This window comes from Caulobacter sp. Root1472, from assembly GCF_001426985.1.
Classification (GTDB): domain Bacteria; phylum Pseudomonadota; class Alphaproteobacteria; order Caulobacterales; family Caulobacteraceae; genus Caulobacter; species Caulobacter rhizosphaerae.
Window position 1 is genome coordinate 83,356 of record NZ_LMFX01000007.1, and the last position, 19,613, is coordinate 102,968.

Sequence of the window (19,613 nt, forward strand, 5' to 3'; positions counted from 1 at the left end):
CGCGCCTGGGTCCCAGGGCGCGCCGTCGCCTAGAACTTGGCCCGCACGCCGAAGAAGTAGCGCGAGCCGAAGGTCTCGTTGCCGATGCGGCGTACGGCGTTGTTGTTCTCGATCCGCACCTCGTCCGTCAGGTTCACCCCTTCCAGGAAGACGGTGATCTTGTCGGTGACGTTGTAGCTGGCCGAGGCGTCCAGCGAGCCGAAGGCCTCGTTGAACTCCGGCAGGTTGCCGCGGCCGGTCGGGGTGATCAGCCACTGGTCGCGCCAGTTGTACGAGCCGCGGACGCTGAACTTGTCGTTCTCGTAGTAGAGCGAGACGTTGTAGCTCTTCCGCGACAGGCCCGGGAACGGCAGGATCTCGCCGGTCAGCTGGTTGCGCCCCCGGAAGCCCTTGTCCTGCTGGTAGGTGTAGTTGGCCAGCACGCCGAAGCCGTCGAACGGCGCGGGCAGGAAGTCGAAGGCGTACTGCCCGCCGATCTCCAGGCCGTTGATGATCACCTTTTCGGTCCCGTTCACCGGCCGGGTGATGTTGTAGACCGTGCCGTCGATGGTTTCCGGCGACGACTGGTTGACGATGAACGAGGTGATCTCCTTCCGGAACGCCGTCGCCGAGATGAAGCTGTCCTTGCTGAAGTACCATTCCAGGCCGGCGTCATAGGCGGTGGCCTCGAACGGCTTCAGGTCGGGATTGCCGCGCGAGCCGGTCAAGCCGACCACGTCGATGCTGCGGCGCAGGGCCAATTGGCTGGGCGCGGCCCGGGCCATGACCTTGCTGACCGCCATCCGGCCGATCACCTGGCCCGGCACGAACTCGAAGCGCAGGTTCAGCGACGGCAGGGTCTTGGTGTAGCCGCCGTTCTGCGCGGCCTGGACGAAGTTGACGATCGGCGCGCTGGCGGGCCCGGTCTGGATCCGGTTGTAGCCGGTCGAGGTGGTCTTGGTGTCGACCACCCGCACGCCCACGGTCCCGCTGATCCCGACCGGCAGGTTCGAGAAGTCGAAATTGGCCTGGACGTAGCCGCTCTTCGTCTTCTCCTCGACCGACCAGGTATCGAGGAAGGCCTGGTAGGTGCCGGGGTCGCCATACTTGGCGGCGGTGTTCGGATTGGGATTGACGGCGTGGACGTCGTTGACCCTGCCGGCGGCCGCCAGGGTCGCCGCATAGGTCGCCATGGTGTTGTCGTTCCAGTACCGGACGCCGCCCGAATAGCCCAGGTCGCCGGTCTTGAAGAACGGGATGTCGTTGGTGACGGAATTGGCGTCGACAATGCCGCTGATGGTCGAGCACGGCACGTCGACGGCGCCGATCGCGCCGCTGCTCGCCTCGTTGCGGCAGTTCAGGCGGGTGGTGCGCTGATACAGGATCTGATCGGTCTCGAACTGCCGTCCCTGCACCCCGGCCTTGATCGAGGTCAGCCACGAGATGCCGGGCCGGTAGGTGACGTTGAACTGCTCGGCGGTCTCGTCCGAGGTGTTGTTGCGCGGGTTGAACAGCGCGTCCAGGCGGTTGACGCCCTGGCCGCTGGTGACGTCCAGGCCCGGGAACGAGAAGTTCGGGGCGCGCTGACCGCCCTTATAGTCGACGATGGCGCGCGGCACGCCGAACACCGTGGCGGTGGAATTGATCTCGTTGTTCTGGACCTCGGCGTTGGAGTAGTCGAAGCGCGCGTCGAAGGTCCACTGGTCCAGCTTCCATTCGCCGCCCAGCGCGGTGGTGTACTGGGTGCGCTTGAGGTCGCCCAGGATGTTGCGATAGGCCAGGTCCATCGGGAAGGCCGCGCTGCTGGTCAGCTCGATGTGGTTGACCGTGTTGTCCGCGCCGAGCGTGGTGTTGGCGTAGTCGATCAAGCCGCCCGAGGCGCCCAGCTGCAGGAAGCTGCTGTTCACGTCTTCCTTGGCGGTGGCGTAGGTGGCGTCCAGATAGGCCTTGAAGTTGTCGGTCGGACGCCATTCCAGCACGCCGCTCAGCGCCTTCCGCTCGGTCACGCGGCGGTCGATGATCAGGCGCGGGATCTCGGGGATCCAGTCCAGCGCGCCGTCGCCGTTGACGTCGGTGCTGCGGCCCGGCGTCGCGCCGGCCCCCGTGGCGGTGGCCGCTCGGCGAATCCAGCCGGTGGTGCGGGCGTTGTTGCTGTTGAGGTGGCGCTTTTCCCAGGTGCCCGACAGCAGGACGCCGAACTTGTCGTCGAAGAAGGTCTTGCTGCCGATCAGGGCGAACTTGGGATCGTATTCCTTGGCCAGGTTCGAATAGACGCCCTGGACCGAACCGGCCAGGTATGGGGTCTTGCTATCGAACGGACGGCGGGTGATGACCCGCACGGTGCCGCCGATGCCGCCCTCGGCCATGTCGGCGGTCGGCGACTTGACCACGTCCAGGCGCGAGACGAACTCCACCGGAATGTCGCGGAAATCGACCGCGCGGTCGCTGCCGCCGACGGTCAGGGACAGGGCCGACGAGCCGTTGATCTCGACGCGGTTCAGGCTGGGATCCGCCCCGCGGATGCTGACGCCCCGGCCCTCGCCGTCCTGGCGGCTGATCTGCACGCCGGTGACCCGCTGCAGGGCCTCGGACAGGTTCTTGTCGGGGAAGTCGCCGATGTCCTCCGCCGAGATGGTGTCGACCACCTGCAGCGACTGGCGCTTGACGTCCATGGCGCTGCGCAGCGAGGCGCGGATGCCGGTGACCACGATCTCGTCGACCTGGTCGGCCGAAGCCGGGGCGGCGGCGGGCGTCTGGGCCAGGGCGGCGGCCGGAATCGAAAGCAGGGCGGCGGTCAGGGCGGCCCCCGAGCCGCCGAGCCAAAGGCGCGATCTGATCGACTTCATCATGGTCTCCTCCCGATCCTTTGCCGTCCCGCGACGTCGGGCCCGCCGAGCGGTTCCGGTCACGATTGGCATTTCATATTATGGGATGCATTCCCGTTAAACGGGACGATAGCCGCGATTGGGGTTTCGTGTCGAGAGATTGCGTTTGTTTCCATCCCGACATGCTGGCCCGCAGCTCCGGATTTTCGGCACTTTTTGATAGAGTTTTTCGTTTTCTTTATTTAAGGTTGTAGTCCGGACGCCCCGGAGACCTGCGATGACCAGCACCGCCGCCACCTGGGCTTCCGGCGTTATCCGCTGGCTGTTGACCGCCATGACCTTGTCGACTCTGGCCCTGGCGCCGACAGCCGCGCTGGCCCAGGCCTGCCAGTGGATGTACTCCTCCGGCGGGGCCGGCGGTTTCCGCAATCTCGCCGTCGGCCCGCCCATCGGGGACCTGCGCTTCGGCGACTTCGACCGCGACCGCAAGACCGACGTCTTCGCCGTCGCCGACAAGGGCGGCGGTGCCTATCAATGGATGTACTCGTCGGGCGGCGCGGCGAATTTCCGCGATCTCGCCGTCGGTCCGGATGTCTTCTACCTGCGCTTCGGCGACTTCGACGGCGACCGCAGGACTGACGTCTTTTCGGCGGCGCCCAAGGCCGACGGCGCCTACCAGTGGCTGTTGTCGTCAGGCGGCACGGGCAATTTTCAGGACCTCGCGGCAGGTCCGGCGATCGCCGCCCTGCAGTTCGGCGACTTCGACGGGGACGGCAAGACCGACGTCTTCTCGGCCAGCCCGTTGGGCGGCGGCGCCTACCAGTGGATGTACTCGCCGGGCGGCGTGGGCGGCTTCCGCAACCTGGCCATCGGCCCGATCTTCACCGCGCTGCGCTTCGGTGATTTCGACGGCGACCACAAGACCGACGTCTTCACCGCCACGCCGAAGGGCGGCGGGGCCTATCAGTGGATGTACTCGCCCGGCGGCGCGGGCGCCTTCCGCAACCTCGCGGTCGGCCCGCCGCTCGACGCGCTGGAGTTCGGGGATTTCGACGGGGACGGCAGGACCGACGTCTTCTCGACCGCGCCCAAGGGCGGCGCGGCCCACCAATGGATGTACTCGTCCGGCGGCGCGGCCAACTTCCGCAACCTCGCCGTCGGCCCGGAGCTGTCAGCCCTGCGTTTCGGCGACTTCGACGGCGACCGCAAGACCGACGTCTTCTCGGTGTCCTGCCCCTAGAACCTTCTAGTCTCACACGGCAACGTGCAAGGCGGCGGCCTCGTCCTTCGACAGGCTCAGGATGAGGGCGACTGGCAAGGCGGTTGAGTAGAATTCCTCATTCTGAGCTTGTCGAAGGACGAGGACTTCGGCCCTAGGCCGTCAGCTGCCCACAGACCCTAGAACCCGCCCTCTTCCAGGCTGGCCAGGCGGGCGGCCTGGTCCTCGGCGATCAGCGGCTTGATGATGTCGTCCAGGGCGTCGCCCTCCATCACCTTGGGCAGGTTGTAGAGGGTCAGGTTGATGCGGTGGTCCGTCACCCGCCCTTGCGGGAAGTTGTAGGTGCGGATGCGTTCGGAGCGGTCGCCGCTGCCGACCTGACTCTTGCGGGCGTCCGAGCGGGCGGTGTCCAGCGCCTCGCGCTGCATGTCGTACAGCCGCGCCTTCAGGTTCTTCATCGCCCGGGCGCGGTTCTGGTGCTGGCTCTTTTCCGAACTGGTCACCACCACGCCGGTCGGCAAGTGGGTGATGCGCACGGCCGAGTCGGTCTTGTTGACGTGCTGGCCGCCGGCCCCGGACGAGCGGTAGGTGTCGATCCGCAGGTCGCTGTCGTTGATCTCGATCTCGACGTCCTCGGCCTCGGGCAGCACCGCGACGGTGGCGGCCGAGGTGTGGATGCGCCCCTGCGCCTCGGTGGCCGGCACCCGCTGGACGCGGTGCACGCCGCTCTCGAACTTCCAGCGGCCGAACACGCCGTCGCCGGTGACCGAGGCGATGATTTCCTTGTAGCCGCCCATCTCGCCCTCGGAGACGCTGTCGACCTCGACCTTCCAGCCCTGCAGCTGGGCGTAGCGCTGGTACATGCGGAACAGGTCGCCGGCGAACAGGGCCGCCTCGTCGCCGCCCGTGCCGGCCCGCACCTCGAGGATGGCCGAGGCGTTCTCGTCCTTGTCGCGCGGGGCCAGCATCAGGGCCAGCTCGCGCTCCATGACCGGCAGCTTCTCGTCCAGGGCCTGGATCTCGTCGGCGACCATGGCGGCCATTTCCGGGTCGCCGGCCATCTCCTCGAGGTCGGCGCGCTCGGCGCTCAGCTTGGCCAGGGCCTCGACGGCCTCGGCCACCGGGCGCAGCTCGGCGTGCTCCTTGGAGAGCTTGACGATCTCGGCCCCGTCCGTGGCCGCGCCCATGCGGGCTTCGACTTCACGGAAGCGGTCGAGAACTTGGTCGAGGCGGGCCTGGGGCAGTCGCAAGGGGGAACGTCACGCTGTGGAGGAACGGGCGGTCTCTCTACCGCTCCGAGCGCCTCGCGTCACCCCTTGGCGGGGCGGACCTGTAAAGCCTGACCATGCGCCCCTATCTGCCGGGGGCGGCGAAACATCCCCCACGCCGCGTCCCGCTTTCGGAGCCTTCCATGCCCCTGTCGATGCATCGCGCCTCGGTCCCCGTCTTCGTCCGCGCCCTCGAGGTGCTGACGACCCTGCTCGACAAGGGCGAGGCCCACGCCAAGGCGCAAGGCCAGAACCCCGACGACCTGGTCGCCGCCCGCCTGGCCGACGACATGCTGCCGCTGTCGGGCCAGGTCCAGCGGGCGTCGGACGCCTCCAAGGGCGCGGTGTCCCGGCTGACCGGCGTCGAGGCCCCCGCCATGCCCGACGAAGAGACCAGCTTCGCCCAGCTCCAGAAGCGCGTGGCCGACACCCTGGCCTATATCCGCAGCGTCGACGCCGCGGCCTTCGAGGGCAGCGAGGACCGCACCGTCGAGCTGAAACTGCCGGGCGGCGTCCTGACCTTCACCGGCGAGGACTACCTGTTCGGCTTCGCCCTGCCGAACTTCTTCTTCCACGTGGTCACCGCCTACGACATCCTGCGCCACAAGGGCGTGCAGATCGGCAAGCTGGACTACCTGGGGCCGGTGCAGGGCTAGTCTGGATCGGGGACAGGCGCATGCGCCTGTCCCCGTCCCGATCTACGGAACCGCCTTCACTTCGACCGACACCACCTGCCGCACCGAGCGGCCCGGGCGCAGGTCGCCGTCGACGACCAGGCGGTAGGGTCCTTCCTTGGCGTCCAGCGGCTGGCCGTCCTTGCGGTCGGCGATGATCACCGGATTGGTCCGGTAGATCGGGTCGGTCTCGCCCAGGGAATAGGTCGCGGTGAAGCCGTCGGCCCCCTTGGCCATCACCACCTGGTTCAGATAGCGGCCCATCAGCCGGTCGCCCGACACCACCCCGGCCTGCTTGAGGGCGGCGTTCAGCAGCGCGCCTTCGTAGGTGATCTGCTTGCCGTGGGCCGTGAACGTCGCCTTGGCGCGCGGCAGGGCGGCCAAGTCGGCCGGCGCCAGGGTGACGGAGTCGCGCCCCTGGACGGTGACCTTCAGGTCTTGGGCCAGGGCCGGCGCCGCGGCCCAAACGGCCAGTGGGGCGATCAGGGCGGCGAGAAGCAGCGGACGCATGGGCGGAGACCTCGTGTGGAGGCCCGATCTGGGGCTGATGCGCGCTTTCAAGCAAGCCCCGCGCTCTGGATTGGGGACAGGCGCATGCGCCCGTCCCCGTCCGGACACACGAAACCTCAATACAGCAGCGTCTTGCCCAGCACGCCGGACCCATCCGGCAGGGGCGAGATCTGCTTGATCATCACCTGCCCCGTCTTGGCGAACCAGAACCGGGTCACGCCCATCTCCGGATGGTTGTAGTCGGTGGTCACCACCCAGCAGTCGACCTTGCCGCCGCCCGGCAGGTCCAGCACCTCCGACCCCGCCACCTTGAACAGATAGGGCGCCGGCGGGCCGCCGCCGGGGTGGGTGAAGACGATGCTGGCCTCGTAGCCGGCCGCCAGGGGCAGGGCCTGGACGAACTCCATGTCGGTCTCGAAGTTGAAGCTGGGCTGGGGCGAGGCGACCTCGAAGTCCTTGGCGGCGTTGCCCTCCAGGTCCTTGAGGCCGACGATCCGGTCGGGCTGGAAGGCGTAGCCCTCGACCTTGGCCACGCCGTCCTTCTGGGTGCGGCGAATGTGGGTCAGGGGCCGGAAGGTGCCGACCTCGAACCAGCTGTCCAGCTGGCGGTCGGACGGCGTGGCGCCGACCCCGTCCCAGTGCTGGACGATGTGCAGGCGGCGCTGGCCGTCCTGGTCCTCGAAGCGGACCTCGCGGGTCCAGACGTCGGCGACGCGCACCGTCTCGCCGGTCTGCTTGAAGCGCAGGTAGCGGTGCGCGCCGGGCTTGAGGTTGTCGAACCGGGCCAGCGGCTGGCCGACGGGCACGGGCGTGACGGCGGCCTGGGCCTGGTTGGCGGCGGCGCTCCCCGCCAAAACAAGCCCGGCGAGCAGGACGGAACGGACGGCGAGGGACATGGCGGACTCCGGATTTTCGCCGCCGCACCAGACCCCAACCGCCCGCGCCGCACCACTTAAGGTTCGGTAATGCGGTCTAGGTCTTCACCAGCTCCGGATGCGAAAACCTCGTCCTTCGACAAGCTCAGGATGAGGTTTTCGACTGCCGAGGCCTGCACAATGGTCCTCATCCTGAGCTTGTCGAAGGACCGGGGCCACGCACGGCGTCGGCATGCGAGACTCTACCCCCGCGACGACCAGCGCGGCGTCGGCGGCAGGTCGGCCAGCAGGCGCGGCGCTTCCTTCGAAGCCCCCGTCGGCCGGGTCTCGACCACCAGCGGGTACAGCGACACGACCAGCAGGGCCGCCATGGTCAGGTTGAAGGCCCGCAGCACCGGCGGCCGGTCCAGGAACCGCCGCATGCCCTGGCCGAAGCCCGCCCAGGCGGCGCTGCACGGCGCGCCGACCAGCATGAAGGTCCCGGCCACGAAGAACACGCCGATCGTCGAGCCCTCGGGCGTGTAGGTGGTGGCGGCGGTCAGGGCCATGGCCCAGGCCTTGGGATTGACCCACTGGAAGGCGGCGGCCTGCAGGAAGGTCATCGGCCGCGCGCCGGGGCCCTTGTCCGCGACGGTCCTGGTCGTCGCGATCTTCCAGGCCAGCCACAGCATGTAGCCGCCGCCGACCCAGCGCAGCACCTCGTGCAGCACCGGCCAGGTCTTGAAGACGCCGCCCAGCCCCAGGCCCATGGCCGCCACCATCACGCCCAGGCCGACGCTGATGCCGAGGATGTGCAGCACGGTGCGGCGAAAGCCGAAGTTCGCGCCCGAGGCCAGCAGCATCATGTTGTTGGGACCGGGCGTGCCGGCGGTGGCGAAGGCGAACAGGACGAAGGCGAGCAGCAATTGGGCGGTCATGACGGACGCTCCTCGAGACGACGGCCCCGTACAAGGACGGGCGCCGGTGGCGGGAATGTCATGGTCATCTGGCCAATTGCATCATGAGTCAAAACCTATATTGTTCCAGTGACAATTATGGAGATCGCCGATGGCCGGCTGGACCCCCACCCTCCCCCCGGGCGCGGCGCCGCTGTACGAGCGCCTGCTGGACGCCCTGCGGCGGGACATCGTCTCGGGGACCCTGGGCGACGGCGACCGCCTGCCGCCGCAGCGCGACCTGGCCCACCGCCTGGGCCTTGGGCTGGGGACGGTGACCCGGGCCTATGTCGAGGCCGAGAAGGCCGGACTGGTCCAGGCGCATGTGGGACGCGGCAGTTTCGTGCGCGGCGCCGCCCCGGCCGGCGCCTCAGCCTCCCGCGCCGCCGCCTCGGGTCCGATCAACCTGGCCCAGAACACCGCCCCGCCCCAGCCGGCCGCCGAACGGCTGTCCGACGCCCTGGCCAAGCTGCGGCGGCGACCCGACCTGGCGGACCACCTAGCCTACGCCCCGCCGGCCGGGCTGGAGGTCCAGCGGCGCGCCGGCGCGGCCTGGCTGGCGCGCAGCGGCGGGCTGGAGGGCGCGGACTGGACGCGGCTGGTCTGCTGCGCCGGCGCCCAGCAGGGCCTGGCGCTGGCGCTGGGAGCCGTGGCCCGTCCGGGCGACGCCGTGCTCTGCGAGGCCTCGACCTATCAGGGCGTCAAGGCGATCGCCGAACACCAGGGGCTCTCGTTGCGCGGCGTGGCGATGGACGCCGAAGGCCTGCGCCCCGACGCCCTGGACGAGGCGGCGCGCGGCGGCGCCAAGGTCCTGGTCCTGCTGCCGACCCTGCAGAACCCCGCCGGCCGGATCATGGGCCTGGAGCGCCGCCGCCAGATCGTGGCCATCGCCCGCAAGCACGACCTGTGGCTGGTCGAGGACGACATCTACGCGGTCTATGCCGGCGCGAACCACCCGCCGCCCCTGGCGGTGCTGGCCCCGGAGCGGACCTTCCACGTCTCGGGGGTGTCCAAGTCCCTGGCGCCGGGCCTGCGCGCCGGCTACCTGATCACCCCGCCCGGCGAGCCCCTGGAGCGGGTGTTGCGCGCGGTTCGCGCCCTGGCTTACGCCCCGCCGGCCTTCGGCGGGCTGATCGCCACCCAGTGGATCGAGGACGGGACGGCCGACGCCATCGTCGCCGAGGTGGTCGCCGAGATGACCGCGCGCATGGCCCTGGCGCGCCGGATCCTGGGCGCGGCCATGGAGCCGCCCGCTTCGGTGTCCTGTCCCCACGTCTGGCTGCCGATGGGCGAGCTGGACGCCGAGCGCCTGGCCGGACGCGCCTTGCGCGGCGGCGTCGAGGTCACCCCGCCGAGCGCCCCCGTCGTCGAGCCGGGCCTCTCCAGCGGCGTACGCCTGTGCCTGGGCGCGGCGCGGGACCGGGCCGAGCTGGAACAGGGCCTGCAGGTGGTCGCCTCGGCCCTGGTCGGGGTGGACGAGCGGTCGCGGGCGGTGATCTGAGCCGATTTGTTCTAGCCGCAAGCGCCAAGGCGCCCGACACCACCGCTCCGCGCCACCAGGAGGAACCGCCATGGCGACCGCCACCGCCCGCATCAGCGACGCCCGCTACGCCACCGCCATCACCACCGGCCGCCACGCCCTGACCGCCGACGAGCCCGAGCGCAACGGCGGCGCCGACGTCGGCCCCGCGCCGTTCGACCTGCTGCTGGCCTCCCTGGGCGCCTGCACGGCCATGACCCTGAAGATGTACGCCGAGCACAAGCAGTGGCCGCTGGAGGCGCTGGAGGTGCGGCTGCACTATCACGGCGGCGAGACCCCGCCGCGGATCGAGCGGGTGCTGGTCCCGGCGGGACCGCTGGACGAGGCCCAGCGCGCCCGGCTGGCCGACGTCGCCGAGCGCACGCCGGTGACCCTGGCCATCAAGGGCGGCGTGCCGATCCAGACGTCGCTGGGCTAGCCGTCGCGCAGGTTGAGCCGGAATTAAGCGCAATCAATGCTTCCGTCGCAACCTTAAGCTTTGCTATGGTCTCGCTCGGGGGCTGAAGCAGTTTCAGCCAATCTATCTTGTTGGAGCTGTTATGCGTCGCATTTTCCTTGTCACCGCCATGGCCGCGGCGACCGCCGGCTGCGTCACCAATTCGGGCGGCGACACCATCGCCCAGATTTCCTCGGACATCTCGAAGAACGCCTTCGTCAAGGACATCACGGTCAACACGCCCGCCGGCGCCGGTCCGCAGTTCGAGGCCACGTTCAAGAAGAACGTCTCCGAAAAGCTGGCGACCTGCGCCAAAGGCACCCAGCCCCTGCTGCTGAAGGTCAACATCACCGACTTCAAGAAGGCCAACGCTGGCATGACGATCCTGGTGGGCTCGTCCAACAAGATCAAGGGCGTCGCCCAGCTGATCGATCCGGCCACCGACAAGGTGGTGGCCGACTATGAGATCGACCGCTCGACGGGCGGCGGCGGCTTGATCGCCGCGGCGGCCATGGCCGACGCCGAGGGCCAGATGTCGTCGGGCTTCGGCGCGGAAATCTGCAAGCGCGCCTTCATCGCCCGCTAGCTGACAAAGAAAAGGGCGCGAGGGCGAAGGCCCACCGCGCCCTTTTTGCGTTCGGCCCGCCTCTATTGCGCAGACAGCGCCTTGATGAAGGCCTCGTCGGCGAACAGGGTCTTGAAGTCCTCGGCCAGGGCCGCGCTCAACGCGATCGCGGCGTTCTTGCCACCGGCCATCTGCACCGACTTGCTCACCTTGCCGGTGAGGTCCCGGCTGTAGACCTGAGCGCCCGACGGCGAGGTCACCGCGACCGTGAGATTGACCTCGGCGTTGGCCTTGCCGGCGAACATGCCGACGCCGAACTGGTTGTAGAAGGTCGCGACCTTGGCCTCGACCTTGGGACCGCCCGCCGCCAGCTTGTAGCCGCGCTGCTTGAACTCGGCGCTCAGGGCGTCACGGACGATGTCGGCCACCTCGCCCTGCGCGCGGATCGGGGCCATCTCCATGCCATAGCCGTTGATCTTGGTGGAGATGCGCGCGCGGTTGGTGGTGCGGGCGTCGACGGCGGTGACGGTCACCTGGATCGCCTCGGCGCCAGGCTGGGCGGCGGCCGGCGCCGGAACGTAGCCGACGGGAACCGTCTCCTCGGTCGTGGCGCAAGCCGTCACGGTCGCGGCCAAGGCGACGATAGCCAGAATTCTCATTTGAAAGCCCCCAAAACACGACGGCGATGATCGCCGTGGTTGGGACATTTCCGATCATGCCACCTAAAGTCAAGCTTGCGGCGGGACTACTCCGCCGCGATCGCCTTGGCTTCGGCGTCGGCCTTGAGCTGGGCCGCGCGTTGCTCGACCAGTTCGACGATGTGGTCGATCATGCCGTCGTTGGACTGCTTGTGGTCGGGCTTGCCGGCCATGTAGACCATGCCCGACCCCGCGCCGCCGCCGGTGAAGCCCAGGTCGGTCATCAGGGCCTCGCCGGGGCCGTTGACCACGCAGCCGATGATCGACAGCGACATCGGCTGGCTGATGTGGGCCAGGCGCTGTTCCAGGGCCTCCACCGTCTTGATGACGTTGAAGCCCTGCCGCGCGCAGGACGGGCAGGCGATGATGTTGACGCCGCGGTGGCGCAGGCCCAGCGACTTGAGGATGTCGAAGCCGACCTTGATCTCCTCGACCGGGTCGGCGGCCAGGCTGACGCGGATGGTGTCGCCGATGCCGGCCCACAGCATCGAGCCGATGCCGATCGACGACTTGACCGTGCCGGTGCGCAGGGCCCCGGCCTCGGTGACCCCCAGGTGCAGCGGGCAGTCGATGCGCTCGGCCAGCTGGTAGTAGGCGGCCACGGTCATGAACGGATCGGAGGCCTTCACCGAGATCTTGAACTCGTGGAAGTCGTGGTCCTGCAGGATGCGGGCGTGGTTCAGCGCGCTCTCGACCATGGCGTCGGGGCACGGCTCGCCGTACTTCTCCAGCAGTTCGCGCTCTAGCGAGCCGGCGTTGACGCCGATCCGCATCGAGCAGCCGTGGTCGCGGGCCGCCTGGATGACGTCGCGCACCCGGTCGGGCGAGCCGATATTGCCCGGATTGATCCGCAGGCAGGCCGCCCCGGCCTGGGCCGCCTCGATGCCGCGCTTGTAGTGGAAGTGGATGTCGGCCACGAGCGGCACCTTGGCCTCGCGGGCGATGGTCTTGAACGCCGCCGTCGAGTCGGTGTCGGGGCAGCTCACGCGGACGATGTCGGCGCCGGCCTCCTCCAGCTGGCGGATCTGTTCCAGCGTCGCGGCCGCGTCGCTGGTCAGGGTGTTGGTCATCGACTGCACCGAGATCGGCGCGTCGCCGCCCACCTCGACATTGCCGACGCGGATCTTGCGCGATGGCCGGCGCGCGATCTGGCGCCAGGGGCGGATGTGGGTGTGGTCTGCGGACATGCGGCCAATCTAAGGGGTTTGGCGGCGGAACCCAAGGGGATCACGGAAATGTCGCGGGCGCCACGATCCTGACGCGGGCGGGTGGTCTCTGGACGGTCCCACGGACGCCCCCATGCGTCGAAAAAGCGGAGTTTCGATGAGCGGTCGGCCGCAGGTCTACGATCCCCTCGTCCCGACGCCGCGTCCCCGCCGGCGCGCGAAGGCGGACGGCCTGGTCGCCGCCGGGATCAGCGTCGCCGCCCACCTGGCCCTGCTGCTGGCGGTGATGGCGGTGCGGGTGCAGCCCCCGACCCTCCCCGAACCCGAGCCGATCAGCGTCGCCCTGTACGAGCCGCCGCCCCCGCCGCCCGAGCCGCCGAAGCTGGCGCCCGAGCCGACCGGCGATCCGGCCCCGGCCAAGGTCTCGCCGCCCCGGCTGCCCGTCCGCCCGCCGAAACTGGTTCCGCCGCCGCAGGTCGAGCCCCTGCCCGCCAAGCCGGCGCCCAAGCCCGTGGTGGCGGCCGAACTGGGCGAGGCGGACCTGGTCGGCGCGGCGACCGCCGGCGCCGGATCGGGGGCCGGCGGCGCCGGAAGCGGTCCGGGCGGCGGCGGCTGCGACATGGTCCGGCTGCTGCAGGACGCCCTGCGCAAGAACCCCCGCGTCCGCGCCGCCCTGGCCCAGGCCCACCCGGAGGCCGCGGCCCGAGGCAAGGCGGTGCTGGTCTGGAACGGCGACTGGGTGCAGAGCCCGGGCCAGGAGGGCAAGGGCCTGGCCGGCGTGCGCGAGCTGATCATGCTGGAGGTGGCGTTCGCGCCCAAGGCCTGCCGCGACGACCCGATGCGGGGCCTGATCCTGATCTCGCTCAGCGACGCCCCCGGCGCGCCGCGCCTGGCGCTGGGATCGCGGTCTTGGAACTGGTCGGACCTGCTGTTCGCGAAGTCGGGCCGCGGCCGAGGCTGATCCCCCGCTCTCTGCGGTCGCATCCAATGCAACGCTTAGCTGCGCCGCGCGTTCGGCCTGAGGCTGTTTCGAGGGCGCCCGGTCGGGGATGGTTTCGGCGACGGATTTCCCGCGCGGGTCGCGGTTTCGATGTCGCATCGGCCGCGAAAAAGACATACTCAACGTTGCACTGCGTTCCGTCCGGGAGAAGCCATGACGCAAGATTGCCGAACCGCCGAGTTCTCTTTCCTCGTCCCGGACGACTGGAAGGATCGACGGATGATCGCGTGGTCCGCCCAGCCCCGGCCAGGCCAGGCGGTGGTTCCCAATATCCTGGCCACCTACGACCGTCTGCCCACCGACAAGACCATCGAGGCGTTCGTCGACGCCCAGGCCGCGGACCTGGCCCGCCAGGCCAAGAAGTTCTCGCTGATCGGCCGCCGGGAAGTGCTGGTGGACGGCCGCAGGGGACTGGAGATCCTGTTCCGCTGGGACGCCGGCTCGGGCCTGCTGCGCCAGCGCCAGATCTATGTGCCGCTCGACGACGGGCGGCTGATCACCCTGGTGAACACCGCGCTGGACAGCGACTTCGAGGCGGTCGACCCGCTGTTCGTGGACATGCTCGCCGGATTCAAGTGGCTCTAGAGCCTGCCCCGACCTGACCGCGTCAGGCCGGGACGGGCTCTGGATGTTTGTTTCAACGCATTTTCCGGCGACGAACCGGTGTCCGCTTCGTCGGGAAACGCTCTAGGCACGGAGGCCTGACGATGGAAGCCGCCTTGGCGGCCGCCCGGATGGGCGACCAGATCGAGCACTCCAACGCGATGCTCGGCTTCCTGATCGGCGCCGCCGTCGGCCTGGCGGTGGGCGTGGCCCTGCTGGGCGCGGTGGTCGCCGCGCCGTTCACCGGCGGGCTGTCGCTGTGCGCCGGGGTCGCCGCCGTGGCCGCGCTCGGGGGGATCGTCGCCGGCGTCGGAGCCGGCGCCATGGCGGGCGGGGTCCTGGGCGGATTGATGAGCGTGCCCAGCGGGCCGATCCTCACCGGCTCGACGAACGTCCTGATCAACGGGCGGCCGGCGGCGCGCGGCGTCATCGACATCGTGGCCTGCATCAAGCACGGCCAGGTCCCCAAGCGCATCGCCCAGGGCAGCAGGACCGTGGGCATCAACGGCATGCCGGCGGCCCGCAAGGGCGACAAGACAGAGTGCGACGGCACGATCGCCGCCGGCTCGCCGAACGTCAGCATCGGCGCCGAGCCCGGGACCTTCCTGCCGATCAGTCCCGAGATCCCCGAGTGGATGAGCTCGACCGCCAAGTGGATGATGATCATCGGCGGCGGCGTGGCCCTGGGGGCCGGGCTCTTCGGGGCGGCGCTCGGCGGCCTGGCGGGGCTCGCCGCCTTCGCCGGCAACGTGGCGTTCGGCTTCGTCTCCACCATGGCCGGCAAGATGATCGGCGGGGCGATCGGCGAGGCCTTCTGGGGCGAGAAGGGACGCATCGCCGGCGAGACCCTGGGCGAGCTGGCCGGCATCCCCGGGGCGCGCAACGCGATCCGCAGCCTGCGCGGCCACCCGGTCGACGTGGCGACCGGCGAACTGATCGTCGAGCACACCGACTTCGAGCTTCCCGGTCCGCTGCCGCTGACCTGGACCCGGCGGTGGAACTCGTCGTCCAGCGTCGACGGCGACCTCGGCTCGGGCTGGTCGCACCCGTTCGACATGGCGCTGGAAGTGCTGCCGCGCGAGGGCCTGGCCAGGGCGCGCCTGGAGGACGGCCGCCTGGCGTTCTTCCCGCTGGCCCGTCCGGGCGAGCCGATGATCAACCTGTCGGAACGACTGATCCTACACGCCGAGGGCGACAGCTACCGGATCGCCAGCTACGACGGCCTGAGCCACGTTTTCCGCCGCCACGCCGACGGGCTCCACCGCCTGGCCGGCGTGCGCGATGCGGCCGGAAACCTGATCCAGGTCGAGCGCGACGCCGCCGGGCGCCTGCTGGCCCTGGTCGATGTCGGCGGCCGGCGCCTGCAGGTGCTCAGCGACGAGGCCGGTCGCATCGTCGAGATCGACGCCCCCCACCCCACCGAGGCCGGGACGCGCCAGCGCCTGGTGTCGTACGCCTACAGCGCCGAAGGCGACCTGGTGCAGGCCACGGACGCCCGGGGCGGCGCCACGCGCTATCGCAGCGTCGCCCACCTGATCGTCGAGGAGCAGCGGCGCGGCGGCTTCCGGTTCTACTTCCGCTGGGACGACCCGGCCCTGGGCCGGCGGGCCCGGTGCGTCGAAACCTGGGGCGACGGCCGCCTGTACTATTGCCGGTTCGACTACCGCCCCGACGACCACGTCACCCTGGTCACCGACGACCAGGAAGCCGTGACCCTCTACACCTACAACCGGATCGGCCTGGTGGTGATGGAGCGCGGCCCGCTGGGCCACGAACAGCACTGGCTGTGGTCCGAAGCCGGCGCCCTGCTGGAATACAGGGACGGCGAAGGCCGCACCTCCGCCTTCGCCTACGACCAACTGAACCGGCTGGTCCGCCAGACCGCCCCCGACGGCGCGTCGATCCAGGCAGGCTTCGCCGAGCTCGAGGACGTCGCCTCGCTGTCGTCGCCCAGCCTTGGCCTGCCGCTGTTCGCCACCCACCCCACCGGCGGCGTGAGCCACTACGCCTATGACCACCGCGGCCAGCTGACCTCGACCACCGACCCGCTGGGCCGCGAGACCTGGTTCCTCCGCGACGAGCGCGGCCTGCCGCTGGCCATCCGCGACGGCGAAGGCGTGCTGCGTCGCTACGGCTGGGACGCCCAGGGCCTGCTGGCCTGGGAGAGCGACGGCCGCGAGGCCCGCCGCGACGTCCGCTACGACGCCCTGGGCCGCCCCCGCGCCGTCACCCTGGACGGCGAGACCACCCGCTACGAGCGCGACGCCAACGGCAATGTCGTCACCATCACCCGGGCCCGCGACGGGGCCCAGGTGCGGCTCGACTACGACGCCGAGGACCAGGTGGTCCGCCACGTCGATCCGCGCGGCCGCGAGACGGCCTGGGACTATGCCGGCCTGCCGTTCCCGGTCAGCCGCACCGACCCGGCCGGCGACACCCTGCGCTACGCCTACAACGGCACGCTGCAGCTGGTCGCCCTGACCAACGCCAAGGGCGAGGTCCACCGCTTCGACATCGACCCGGCGGGCCGGGTGGTGCGCGAGACCGGGTTCGACGGACGTCAGGTCGAGTACGGCTGGGACGCGGGCGACCAACTGGTCGAACGGCGCGACGCCGCCGGAACGGCCCGCTACCGCCGCGACGAGGCCGGACGGGTGATCCAGGCCAATTTCGCCGACGGCCGGCTGCACCGCTTCGCCTGGGACGCCGCCGGGCGGATGATCGGCGCGACCACCGCCGACCGCGCGGTGAGCCTGACCTACGACGCGGCCGGCCAGCTGGTCAGCGAAAAGCAGGACGAGGTCGAACTCGTCCACCGCTACGACGCGCGCGGTCGCCGGATCGCCACCCGGCTGCCCGACGGCCGGACCATCGCCGTGGCCTACGACGCCGGCGACGACTTCAGCACCCTGTCGCTGGACGGCCGCCAAGTCGCGGCCGTGGCGCGCGACCAGGCCGGCCGGGAGGTGGCCCGCCAGGCCGGGGCGCTGAACGTGCACAGCGAGTACGACGCGGCCGGCTTCCTGGTCCACCAGCGCGGCCTGCGCGGCGGGACCGCCGCGCCGGTGATCGAGCGCCGCTACACCTACGATCCCTACGGCCAGCTGCTGGCGCTCGACGACCTGGCACGGGGCGCCAAGCGCTACCGCTACGACGTCAATGACCGCTTGGTGGGCGTGGACGGCGCGACGCCGGAAGCGTTCGTCGTCGATCCCTCCGGCAACGTCCTGCCCGCCGGCCCGCTGGGCGTCGAGGGCGTGGCGACGGGAGACCGGCTGCGGGTGTGGGGCGACCGGCGCTTCGAATACGACGCCGACGGCCGACGCGTCCGCGAGCTGCGCGGAGCCGGCGACGGCCGCGAGCTGCGCTACGCCTATGACGGGGCCGGCATGCTGGCCGAGGTGGTCGAGCGCTCCCGCAAGGGCCTGCGCGTCACCCGCTTCGGCTACGACGCCCTGGGCCGGCGCGCCTGGAAGGAGTCCGGCTACGCGCCCCCGGCGGCCGCCAACGCCGCGCCCGGCGCCGCGCCGCCCGCGCTGACACCGACCCGGACCGTCTTCTACTGGGACGGCGACGTGCTGCTGGCCGAAGCGCCGGCCGACGCCGGCGGCGCGGCCGCCGATCCGCTGGCCACGCTGTACCTGCACGAGCCAGGCAGCTTCCGCCCGCTGGCCCTGGCGCGGCGGACGGCGCCGGACCAGCCCGNCGGCGCGGCCGCCGATCCGCTGGCCACGCTGTACCTGCACGAGCCAGGCAGCTTCCGCCCGCTGGCCCTGGCGCGGCGGACGGCGCCGGACCAGCCCGCCCAGCTGCACCACTTCCAGCTGGACGCGGCCGGGACCCCGCAGGAGCTGACCAACGACAACGGCGTGGTCACCTGGCGCGAGGACTTCACCGCCTGGGGCGCGGTGGCCCGCAAGGCCGAGGCGGCGATCGACAACCCGATCCGCTTCCAGGGCCAGTACGCCGACCCCGAGACCGGCCTGCACTACAACCGCTTCCGGTACTACGACCCMGGCGTCGCGCGGTATGTCACGCCGGATCCGATCGGACTCGAAGGCGGACTGAACGCGGCGGCGTATGTGTTCGATCCCAATGCATGGGTGGATCCGCTAGGNGGCGTCGCGCGGTATGTCACGCCGGATCCGATCGGACTCGAAGGCGGACTGAACGCGGCGGCGTATGTGTTCGATCCCAATGCATGGGTGGATCCGCTAGGCCTCGCCGGTTGTGCATTCACTCCAAAATTTTGGAAGACCTCCACCACATTCAAGGGAAATAAGGTCTTCCAGAGGAACGACCTGTTCGATCCGCAGGCGACCAGCTCTTGGAAAGTGAGGGGAAAAACTGTTACGGGAACCAACATCGAGCGTATGGCGACCGGACGTGCGCCAATTGGAACTGACGGGAAGGCGGTTAATCTTCACCACCTGACACAAACTCAGAATGGTGGAATAGCCGAGGTATCGGGCAGCATGCACCAGAAATACTACAGCACTCTGCACATCAATACGGGGCAACTTCCTTCAGGAATTGATCGATCCGCATTCAATTCATGGAGAGAAAGCTATTGGATGAATCGGTCTACGGGGTTTTGAGCCATGGATGAAATTGCCTATAAGAAAACCATCGATTTAATCGAGCATAATCGATCGATCGCTGAGTTCGCGGATTTCGGCGACGGCGTGAACCCCGAATGGATTGCCGCTGCCGAAAAAAATATCGGAACCCCTCTGCCTGAGTCTTATAAGTGGTGGCTCACAAATTACAGTGGCGGAGAAATTGGCGGCGAGGAAATTTTCAGCGTCTATGCTGAAACTCCTGATGATATCGTTGGTGGCGATATTGTATATATGTATAAATTGGCTGGGAAAGATGGTTTAGATTCGAACCTAATACCTTTATGCCATAGCGATATAGACGGTGTTTTTGTATTTCAAACCGAAAACGGCATAAAAGGAAACGAATACCCCGTCCTATCGTTAGCGACTGGCGAGAAATATGCCGATAATTTTCTTGAATTCGTCGAAAAGCGCATAAAGCTATTCACCTAGGCCAACTCGGCGCCCCAGAAATGAGGAAGGTCATCAAGGCCGACCTGACAAAGGCGGCCCAGAAATCCTTTGCCGAGGGCTTGGCCATGCTTCCCGCCGCTGGAAACAGCATAGTGCGACTGCCCCCCAACCAAGCTGATACCGACTTAACAACCTAGGCGATCACGGCGCGGCCGCCGATCCGCTGGCCACGCTGTACCTGCACGAGCCAGGCAGCTTCCGCCCGCTGGCCCTGGCGCGGCGGACGGCGCCGGACCAGCCCGCCC

At 69.3% G+C, this 19,613-nt stretch carries 18 protein-coding genes; 11 read left to right on the plus strand and 7 right to left on the minus strand.

What is annotated here, in order from left to right; genetic code table 11:
* Positions 1-29: 29 nt before the first annotated feature.
* Positions 30-2,825 (minus strand): TonB-dependent receptor, encoded by a 2,796-nt coding sequence (locus ASD47_RS06725; protein ID WP_056753394.1) that lies wholly within the window; start codon positions 2,823-2,825, stop codon positions 30-32.
* Between the two features lie 256 nt (positions 2,826-3,081).
* On the opposite strand from ASD47_RS06725, the gene ASD47_RS06730 reads away from it, so the two are divergent.
* Positions 3,082-4,044, plus strand: a complete 963-nt coding sequence (locus tag ASD47_RS06730) for a VCBS repeat-containing protein (RefSeq protein ID WP_056753397.1) — start codon at positions 3,082-3,084, stop codon at positions 4,042-4,044.
* Positions 4,045-4,202: 158 nt separating this feature from the next.
* Here ASD47_RS06730 and prfA read toward each other — a convergent pair whose 3' ends face one another.
* Complete coding sequence (gene prfA / locus ASD47_RS06735; protein ID WP_056753400.1) at positions 4,203-5,273, minus strand: peptide chain release factor 1; 1,071 nt, start codon at positions 5,271-5,273, stop codon at positions 4,203-4,205.
* 161 nt (positions 5,274-5,434) lie between these two features.
* Here prfA and ASD47_RS06740 point away from each other — a divergent pair, with 161 nt between their 5' ends.
* On the plus strand, positions 5,435-5,947 hold the full coding sequence (locus tag ASD47_RS06740; protein ID WP_056753403.1) for a DUF1993 family protein: 513 nt from the start codon (positions 5,435-5,437) through the stop codon (positions 5,945-5,947).
* Positions 5,948-5,989: 42 nt separating this feature from the next.
* On the opposite strand, the gene ASD47_RS06745 is transcribed toward ASD47_RS06740, so the two are convergent.
* The 3 genes from ASD47_RS06745 to ASD47_RS06755 form a co-directional block, all read right to left on the minus strand.
* Positions 5,990-6,475, minus strand: a complete 486-nt coding sequence (locus ASD47_RS06745) for a molybdopterin-dependent oxidoreductase (protein ID WP_056753407.1) — start codon at positions 6,473-6,475, stop codon at positions 5,990-5,992.
* 116 nt (positions 6,476-6,591) lie between these two features.
* Positions 6,592-7,371, minus strand: a complete 780-nt coding sequence (locus ASD47_RS06750; RefSeq protein ID WP_056753410.1) for a hypothetical protein — start codon at positions 7,369-7,371, stop codon at positions 6,592-6,594.
* A 221-nt stretch (positions 7,372-7,592) separates the two neighbouring features.
* Entirely contained in the window at positions 7,593-8,267 is a 675-nt protein-coding gene (locus ASD47_RS06755; RefSeq protein ID WP_056753413.1) for a LysE family translocator, read from the minus strand.
* Positions 8,268-8,397: 130 nt separating this feature from the next.
* Between ASD47_RS06755 and ASD47_RS06760 the strand changes: the two genes are divergently transcribed.
* The 3 genes from ASD47_RS06760 to ASD47_RS06770 all read left to right on the plus strand — a co-directional run bounded on the left by ASD47_RS06760 (position 8,398) and on the right by ASD47_RS06770 (position 10,847).
* Complete coding sequence (locus ASD47_RS06760) at positions 8,398-9,786, plus strand: PLP-dependent aminotransferase family protein (protein ID WP_056753416.1); 1,389 nt, start codon at positions 8,398-8,400, stop codon at positions 9,784-9,786.
* A gap of 70 nt (positions 9,787-9,856) precedes the next feature.
* Entirely contained in the window at positions 9,857-10,243 is a 387-nt protein-coding gene (locus tag ASD47_RS06765) for an OsmC family protein (RefSeq protein WP_056753419.1), read from the plus strand.
* A 121-nt stretch (positions 10,244-10,364) separates the two neighbouring features.
* Complete coding sequence (locus tag ASD47_RS06770; protein ID WP_056753422.1) at positions 10,365-10,847, plus strand: hypothetical protein; 483 nt, start codon at positions 10,365-10,367, stop codon at positions 10,845-10,847.
* 62 nt (positions 10,848-10,909) lie between these two features.
* On the opposite strand, the gene ASD47_RS06775 is transcribed toward ASD47_RS06770, so the two are convergent.
* A complete protein-coding gene (locus tag ASD47_RS06775) occupies positions 10,910-11,485 on the minus strand; it encodes a YajG family lipoprotein (protein ID WP_162251625.1) in 576 nt (191 codons plus the stop codon).
* Positions 11,486-11,571: 86 nt separating this feature from the next.
* Entirely contained in the window at positions 11,572-12,711 is a 1,140-nt protein-coding gene (gene ispG / locus ASD47_RS06780; RefSeq protein WP_056753428.1) for a flavodoxin-dependent (E)-4-hydroxy-3-methylbut-2-enyl-diphosphate synthase, read from the minus strand.
* A 136-nt stretch (positions 12,712-12,847) separates the two neighbouring features.
* Here ispG and ASD47_RS06785 point away from each other — a divergent pair, with 136 nt between their 5' ends.
* From ASD47_RS06785 to ASD47_RS26030, 6 genes are all read left to right on the plus strand, one after another.
* Positions 12,848-13,651 carry a hypothetical protein gene (locus tag ASD47_RS06785; RefSeq protein WP_056753432.1) on the plus strand — a complete coding sequence of 268 codons (804 nt, stop codon included), beginning with the start codon at positions 12,848-12,850 and terminating at the stop codon, positions 13,649-13,651.
* Positions 13,652-13,843: 192 nt separating this feature from the next.
* Positions 13,844-14,275 (plus strand): DcrB-related protein, encoded by a 432-nt coding sequence (locus ASD47_RS06790; protein ID WP_255355503.1) that lies wholly within the window; start codon positions 13,844-13,846, stop codon positions 14,273-14,275.
* 368 nt (positions 14,276-14,643) lie between these two features.
* On the plus strand, positions 14,644-17,998 hold a 3,355-nt coding region (locus tag ASD47_RS28135), incomplete at its 3' end, for a DUF6531 domain-containing protein (protein WP_369800261.1).
* A 119-nt stretch (positions 17,999-18,117) separates the two neighbouring features.
* A partial coding sequence (locus ASD47_RS28140) for an RHS repeat-associated core domain-containing protein (RefSeq protein ID WP_369800262.1) occupies positions 18,118-18,410 on the plus strand: 293 nt, incomplete at its 3' end.
* Positions 18,411-18,627: 217 nt separating this feature from the next.
* Complete coding sequence (locus ASD47_RS28145; RefSeq protein WP_369800263.1) at positions 18,628-18,891, plus strand: HNH/ENDO VII family nuclease; 264 nt, start codon at positions 18,628-18,630, stop codon at positions 18,889-18,891.
* 3 nt (positions 18,892-18,894) lie between these two features.
* Complete coding sequence (locus ASD47_RS26030; RefSeq protein ID WP_082564501.1) at positions 18,895-19,347, plus strand: SMI1/KNR4 family protein; 453 nt, start codon at positions 18,895-18,897, stop codon at positions 19,345-19,347.
* Positions 19,348-19,613: the final 266 nt, after the last annotated feature.